The sequence below is a fragment of the Marisediminitalea sp. genome (assembly GCF_984433645.1).
This window is the reverse complement of the sequence record NZ_CFIDRX010000247.1, coordinates 1-4,712: the sequence shown is the minus strand read 5'-3', so window position 1 is coordinate 4,712 and position 4,712 is coordinate 1. Positions and strand designations below refer to the sequence as shown.

At 50.2% G+C, this 4,712-nt stretch carries 6 protein-coding genes; 5 read left to right on the top strand and 1 reads right to left on the bottom strand.

From position 1 onward, the window contains the following. On the bottom strand, positions 1-278 hold a 278-nt coding region (locus tag AC4MRN_RS19605; protein WP_491204260.1), incomplete at its 3' end, for a hypothetical protein. Between the two features lie 355 nt (positions 279-633). Between AC4MRN_RS19605 and AC4MRN_RS19600 the strand changes: the two genes are divergently transcribed. The 5 genes from AC4MRN_RS19600 to truD all read left to right on the top strand — a co-directional run. After that, positions 634-2,349: a TIGR03545 family protein gene (locus tag AC4MRN_RS19600; protein WP_370165820.1), complete on the top strand. Its 1,716-nt coding sequence runs from the start codon at positions 634-636 to the stop codon at positions 2,347-2,349. A gap of 154 nt (positions 2,350-2,503) precedes the next feature. After that, a complete protein-coding gene (ftsB, locus tag AC4MRN_RS19595; protein ID WP_073325267.1) occupies positions 2,504-2,794 on the top strand; it encodes a cell division protein FtsB in 291 nt (96 codons plus the stop codon). 3 nt (positions 2,795-2,797) lie between these two features. Then, positions 2,798-3,502 (top strand): 2-C-methyl-D-erythritol 4-phosphate cytidylyltransferase, encoded by a 705-nt coding sequence (gene ispD / locus AC4MRN_RS19590; RefSeq protein ID WP_370241918.1) that lies wholly within the window; start codon positions 2,798-2,800, stop codon positions 3,500-3,502. Further along, positions 3,502-3,978 (top strand): 2-C-methyl-D-erythritol 2,4-cyclodiphosphate synthase, encoded by a 477-nt coding sequence (gene ispF, locus AC4MRN_RS19585; protein WP_370241929.1) that lies wholly within the window; start codon positions 3,502-3,504, stop codon positions 3,976-3,978. Before ispD ends, ispF begins: the two co-directional genes overlap by 1 nt. After that, on the top strand, positions 3,978-4,712 hold a 735-nt coding region (gene truD, locus AC4MRN_RS19580; protein ID WP_491204259.1), incomplete at its 3' end, for a tRNA pseudouridine(13) synthase TruD. The genes ispF and truD, both read left to right, overlap by 1 nt.

Below are 4,712 nucleotides of genomic sequence, written 5' to 3'. Positions count from 1 at the left end.
CGCAGCAAGGCTTCGGCCAGGCACATCAGTACAACGCCTTCTGCAGTCGACAATGAATATTCATTAAGCAGTGCATCTACACCGCCATGACTTTCCTGCTCCCTGCGAATCTGTAACACCATCCGTCGCGCGCGTTCCCAGGCCCGGCTCCGCGCCCTGGGGTTAACTTCCGCTATGGGTAAGATCTGGTCAACTGCATCGGTTTCAGGAATACGATAAAAATCCCGAATCAGCTGTCGAATAGGACTGGCGTTAGAAAAAGTACGTTGCGTTAACATTGAACCCCTTTGTGTACAATCTGTCGTATAAATTTTAAGATGCTTACCGTCTACATCGCGGTAGTTGATTACGTTGTCACTGCCAGTGGCACTGAACCTGTTACATATAGCCGTATAGTTTAACGAAAGGCTCGCATGCCGCCTATGCTTGCACATACGCCGCCAGCCGATAAACTACGTCATATCGTAATATTTAGTTGCCACACTATCGGTCTGCTATCTTTGCGTCAAGGCAGACCCGACGCACAGCGGGTTTAATGCGGTATGTGAAGGTGATTCATGCGACAGGTTGTCGAATAAGGTGTCACTACCGGAGGAAACGTAACCTGGGCATCATTTTTTCAAGGAGTTATTCATGCAGAGTAAAGCGGGAAAGCTGGCAACCTGGACGTTCGCCATATTATTAATACCGGTCGTTTTGTACTGGCTGTTTGCCGACAGTCTCATTAAATCGGTACTCGAATCCCAACTCACCCAGTCCTATGGCGCCGAAGTAAATATTGGTGAGTTTGAGCACAGCCTGTTTCCACTCAGCGTCAATATCGCCGCCATTGAAATGACCAATCCTTCGAAGCCGGAAACGAATCAGGTCGTCGTCGGCCAGTTGAAGGGCGACGTGGAGTTCTGGCCACTGCTCAGTAACCAACTGATTATGAATCAATTGGCGGTAACCGATGTGGCGTTCAATCAACCCCGTCAATCCCCGGGTAAAGTATTAAAACAACCAGAAGGTCAGTCTTTTGAGGAACTGCTGGCAGAAGCCAAAGAAGCATTGCCAGAAGTTGACGATTTGCTGGCTCGTTCACCGCTGAAAACCACTGCTGCCGTAGAGCAGGCACAACAAACCTACAATACGTACGCCGAAGGCTTGAAGGAAGATTACAAAGCGCTGCCAGACAAAGCGAAGCTTGAACAATACAAAGCTCAGGTTAAAGCGTTAAAAGAAACAGATCTGAAAGACCCGGCCTCGATACTGAAAGCCAAGCAGACACTGGAACAGTTAAAAGAATCGATAAAGAAAGACAAAGCGCTTATTGCTGAGTTTACTGACAAAGCATCAGAGGCCAAAACAGCCATGTCAGCCTCACTCGAAGCGCTGAAAACCGCTCCACAGGAAGACTATGCGTTGCTGAAAGGCGTATATGCTGGCGATCAGGCCGCATTATCGCAGCTAACCGAGGCCGTGTTTGGCCCCAAGGCCGCTGAATACAACCAATACCTGTTTGCGGCGTTTGATATTATTGTGCCCATGCTGAAAGGCGAATCTACCGCGGAAGACGAAACCGCCGAGGAAGGTGATCCGATGCAGATCCTGATCCGTCAGGCCAACGTTTCGGTTAACTGGCAGGACACATTGCTAAGCGGCGATTGGACAAATATCACTAACGTGCACAGTATCTTTGGCAACCCTACCACCTTTCTACTGAATGCCGCCAATCAGGGCCAGCAACAATTCACCACCGAAGGTGAATTCTTCCTGGATGAAAATGGCCTGGATGCTAAACAAACCTGGCAAATAGCCGGATTGCTACTCGACAGTATTCCGCTAACAGAAAACAAACGTCTCGATGCCTCGATTAAGCAAGCATTGCTGGCGTCGGCGGGTGCACTAACGGTAACTGATAACCAGCTAAGCGGTGGCGGCAAGGTGGATTTGTCTGAACTCGTGATGGCTGCAGCGGGCTCTGATAAATTGACCAACGCAGTAGCAACCGTGCTGGGTGATTTGCGAAATCTGGGCATCAATATGGATATTTCCGGCGATCTGACATCACCAAAGTTTGGCTTGGCGTCTGATCTAGACACCCGACTTGCCAGTGCCGCACTTGCTTCTCTGGACAAAGAAAAGCAAGCACAGCTAGACAAGTTAAACAGCCGCCTTCAGCAAATGGTAGCCAAACAGTCTTCTACCCTGTCTGCAGAGCTGGGAGATTTATCAGGATTGTTGAGCGCGAGCGAGCAGGATAACGCCACTCTGGACGAATTACTGAAAACAACACTCAGTAATGCTGTTGAAAAACAGAAGGAAAAATTGTTCAACAAACTGTTCAACAAAGGCGATGGACGTTAAACACTGAGCGCGGCATAATGTGCTGACTGCGGCCCCTTTAAAACCTGAAGGCGTCCGCAGTCAGGCCGGCGATAAGTACCCAGCCTGATCGAATTTTAATGCATTTCGGCGCACTGGTTAAGTGCCGGAATTAACACAAAAACAGGTAAGCACTGTGTGGCGAGATAAGTGGATTTTACTGGTATTAGCAGGACTATTGGGGTTACTTCAGTATCGCCTGTGGTTCGGCAAAAACAGTATCCCGGACTATCTTTCCAAAGAGCAGGAAGTAGAGAAGCAATCTCAGCAAAATGCCAACCTGGTGCAGCGTAATGCGTTGTTAAAAGCGGATATCAGTGATCTGACAATTGGAATGGAAGCCATTGAAGAACGCGCTCGAAATGAGTTAGGCCTGATAAAACGCGGCGAAACCTTTTACCGAATTTTACCCTCAGAAGAAGAATAACGAATGACTGCTCCGACAATTGTAGCCGTAGTGCCTGCGGCTGGCATTGGGTCGCGCATGCAAGCAGATAAACCCAAACAATATTTAACGATTGGTAACCACACCATTTTAGAACACACCCTGCGGGCCCTGAATAAGCACCCTGCAGTATCTCGTGTTGTGGTGGCGTTACATCCTGAGGATACTTACTTTCCAACGCTGGCGATTAGTCAGGCGCCCTGGCTGACCGCGGTAGCGGGCGGAGACAGCCGGGCAGAGTCAGTTCAAAATGCATTGCACACCCTTGCAGCGCATGAATGGGCTCTGGTTCATGATGCTGCCCGCCCCTGTATTAGTCAGCAAGACCTCAGCTCGCTGATTGACCATATTCAACAGCCTGCGTTTAATGGCGGCATTCTGGCAACCCCGGTCCGCGATACCATGAAACGCGCTCAGACTAAGAGCGGAAGCCCGGTTGTTTCCCATACCGAAGACCGCGAGAATTTGTGGCACGCTCTGACTCCGCAACTGTTTCGTGCGGGCGAATTATTGACTGCGCTGAACGAGGCGCTCGATGCCGGTGCCAATGTTACGGACGAGGCTTCTGCGATGGAGTTTGCCGGACATACTGTCAGGCTGGTTGATGGCAATCCGGCCAACATTAAAGTTACCCGCCCGGCGGATTTACCGCTGGCCACATTTTATCTTCAACAAGGTGAACCGCAGTGATACGAATTGGACACGGCTACGACGTACATAAATTCGGTGGCGACGGCCCCATAACCCTGGGCGGCGTTCAGATAGATTATGAACAGGGGCTACTCGCTCACTCTGACGGCGATGTGCTGATCCATGCGTTGTGCGATGCATTACTCGGCGCAATGGCGATGGGTGACATTGGCAAACATTTCCCTGATACCGATGACGCCTATTCCGGCGCAGATAGTCGCGTTTTGTTGCGTCATGTTGTCGGTTTGATCCACGAAAAAGGGTTCCTGGTCAGCAACGCCGATACAACCATCATAGCGCAGGCGCCAAAGATGGCACCGCACATCGACGCTATGCGACAAATTCTTGCCGAGGATTGCGGCGTAAGCGTTGATCAAATCAACGTAAAAGCAACCACCACCGAAAAGCTCGGCTTTGCTGGTCGCAAAGAAGGCATTGCGGCACATGCTGTCGCCTTGTTGGTGGCAAAACCATAATGGAACTGAACACCGACCATTGGGGCTACCGATTCGGCCAACCCTCAACCACCGCGGTATTTAAACAACAACCGCAAGACTTCCAGGTCATTGAACACCTCGGGTATGAGTTAACCGGTGACGGTGAACACATCTATCTGAACGTTCAGAAAACCAATCTGAACACCGCTTTTGTTGCCGAGCAACTGGCTAAGTTTTGCAAATTACCGTTGCGTCAGGTGACATATGCCGGCCGCAAGGACAAATACGCGGTTACCCAGCAGTGGTTTGGCATTCACCTACCGGGAAAGCAGGACTTTGACTGGACGGCTTTTGACCTTGAAGGCGCTAAAGTACTCGATGCCAAACGCCACAATAAAAAACTGCGAACCGGTCAGTTAAAAGGCAACAGCTTCATAATCACGCTCCGCGACGTGACAGAGCCGGACGTCATTGTTGAGCGATTATCCCGGATCGCCAATGAAGGGGCACCCAATTATTTTGGCAGCCAGCGATTCGGCGTTCAGCGACGACAAGACTCCGGTGAATTACAACGTGGCGGCAACCTTCAAATGGCGGAGCGCATGTTAAATGGCGAAGTGATCCGCAACCGCAATAAACGCTCCATGGCGTTGTCAGCACTGCGCAGCTGGTTGTTTAATGAAGGTATCTCCAGACGATTGTCTGCCGGTAAACTGGCTACTTTTATGCCGGGTGATGTCATCAATCTGACAGGTTCTAATAGTATTTTTGTG